This is a genomic window from Alcanivorax sp. HI0083 (assembly GCF_001635175.1).
In genome coordinates, this window is sequence record NZ_LWFX01001733.1 from 1 (window position 1) to 2,266 (window position 2,266).

Here is a 2,266-nt window from a genome sequence, read left to right on the forward strand (position 1 = left end):
TGTATTGCCAGATACCCACGCCACCCACTTCCAGGGCCATTTGCAGGCGCTGGCGGCTCTCCTGCAGCGCCTGTTCCGACAGCCTGGCAGCATGGATATTTTCTACCTGGGCAATCAAATAACTGACCTGCCCCTCGACACGCACCGCCGATACCGACAGGCGCACCCAGAGATCATCGCCACGACGGGTGATAAAGCGCTGTTCCAGTGAGTATCCGGTGATGTCTCCGGCCAACAGGTCCGCCAGCATCCCCCGGCTCTTGAGCAGATCATCCGGGTGGGAAATATCCTGAAAGGAGGTGCTCAGCAGCCCCGCTTCGTCGTAGCCTGCCAAGTCACACAAGGCATGATTCACCGCCTGCCACTCCCCCTTGGGGCTCAGCAACGCCATGCCGATGGAGGAATGCTTCATCGCCAGCCGAAAGCGAATTTCACTGTCTTTTACCTGGGCCAGCATCGCCCGGCTACGCTGAAAAAACAGTGCACCCAGCAACACCACCGCAACGGTAACGGCCCCAATCAGCACACCCTGCATAGCATTCGTCCATTATTATGGTTTTTCTGAGGGAGCCCCTGATTTTTCACCCTCTGTTCACTTTTTGGACGCCCTGCTGCTCCGTGGCCAGCATCACCTGACAAAGCCGGAACTTTCACCGACAATTGGGGCCTGTTACAGGGGTTCCCGGTTCCTACCGTGTCCGGGTGTCCCAGAAGCCCCAGGGAGAAGCAAAGCTGACCTGGTCAGCGACGATCATGACGTTTAAACGACGCCTGCTACAGTGTCTGGCCCTGCTGTTTGTGGCCGCGGCCCTGGCCCAGCTCTGGTATCTGGGCCAGGTGTTACGCCTGCAACACCACAACCCGGACAACAGCGCTTATATGCACCGCGCCCAGGAGCAGGGCAAGGTGCAGCAGTACTGGCGCGATTACGATCAGATCAGCGATTACCTGAAACGGGCCGTACTGATATCCGAAGACGCCCATTTCACCCGGCACACCGGCTTCGACTGGGAAGGCATCCGCTATGCCCTGAAGCGTAATATGGAAGCGGGCAAGCCGGTGGCCGGGGGCTCCACCATTACCCAGCAACTGGCCAAGAACCTGTACCTGTCCGGCGAGCGTACCTATACCCGCAAGGCGCAGGAAGCGGTGATTGCCCTGATGCTGGAAATCGGTCTGAGCAAACGTCGCATCCTGGAGCTCTACCTGAATGTGGCCCAGTGGGGGCACCAGATTTATGGCGCCGAAGCCGCCGCCCGACATTATTTTCAGGTCAGCGCCGCGCAGCTCTCGCCCCTGCAGGCAGCCCAGCTGGCCGCCATGCTGCCACGCCCCAATCTTTATGATTTCAAAGGCCCCACCGACTACGTACAACAACGGGCTCAATGGATTCAGGCGCAAATGGCGCTGGTACGCATTCCCGACCCGGGAACCGTCACCCTGCCGCCGCCTGAACCTGCGCCCCCCGAAGGAAACACGCAATGAAGCAGTATGCCGTCCCCTTTGCCGCCCTGTGTTTTAGCGGCCTCGCCCTGCTGGGCTGTAGCGACAATGACAACACCCAGGCCGCCCCTGCCGGCAACGATAACGCCAATGGCATCACCGGCGTGTGGCAAAACGAACACCAGGTGTTGGTGCTGGAAGCCGGCGGCGACCTGTACCTGCCCATGGACAACAATCTGCAAGGGCTACGCTGGCAGCAACAGGATGACACCCTCACGTTCCACTACCTGGACAATCAGGAACAGCGGGTCACTCTGGCCACCGCCACAGGCCAGCAACACGATGACACTCTTACTCTGAGCAGCGCAGCGCCAAGCCAGGAAGACTCGCAAGCGACGACCGGCGACGACGAAACGACCAAGCCCTCTGCTGATGCCCAGACGGATAACGAAGACGCCGCCCCGCTACTGTTCCATGGCGACTATCAGCGTGCCAACAACGCCGTGGCCCATATCAGTGGCACCGCTACACGTTCACAGGACAGCGAACTGCCGGATAATGCCGTGCTCACCGTCGCCCTGCTGGACAACCAGATAGAGACCGGCACACCCGGCGCCCAACTTGTCGCCAAGCGTCTGATTCGCCTGGATGAAGACACCGATACCATGCCCTTTCGCCTGTACTACCTCCCCGACAACCTGAAAGCAGACCATGAATACCAGATCATCAGTCAGATCCTGGCCGACGGCGGCCTCTTCTATCAGTCCGACGCCATCACGCTGAAGCGCAAAAAACACGGCTTTGCCGATGTCACCCTGCCACT

The 2,266-nt window shown here is 59.7% G+C and carries 3 protein-coding genes; 2 read left to right on the forward strand and 1 reads right to left on the reverse strand.

From position 1 onward, the window contains the following. Window positions 1-535 (reverse strand): PAS domain S-box protein (locus A3754_RS25220; RefSeq protein ID WP_156497226.1); only part of this gene is annotated, 535 nt, incomplete at its 3' end. 218 nt (window positions 536-753) lie between these two features. Here A3754_RS25220 and mtgA point away from each other — a divergent pair. Beyond that, window positions 754-1,485, forward strand: a complete 732-nt coding sequence (mtgA, locus tag A3754_RS25225; RefSeq protein WP_063521669.1) for a monofunctional biosynthetic peptidoglycan transglycosylase — start codon at window positions 754-756, stop codon at window positions 1,483-1,485. After that, the coding region (locus A3754_RS25230; RefSeq protein ID WP_197468863.1) for a YbaY family lipoprotein at window positions 1,482-2,266 on the forward strand (785 nt) is incomplete at its 3' end. The genes mtgA and A3754_RS25230, both read left to right, overlap by 4 nt.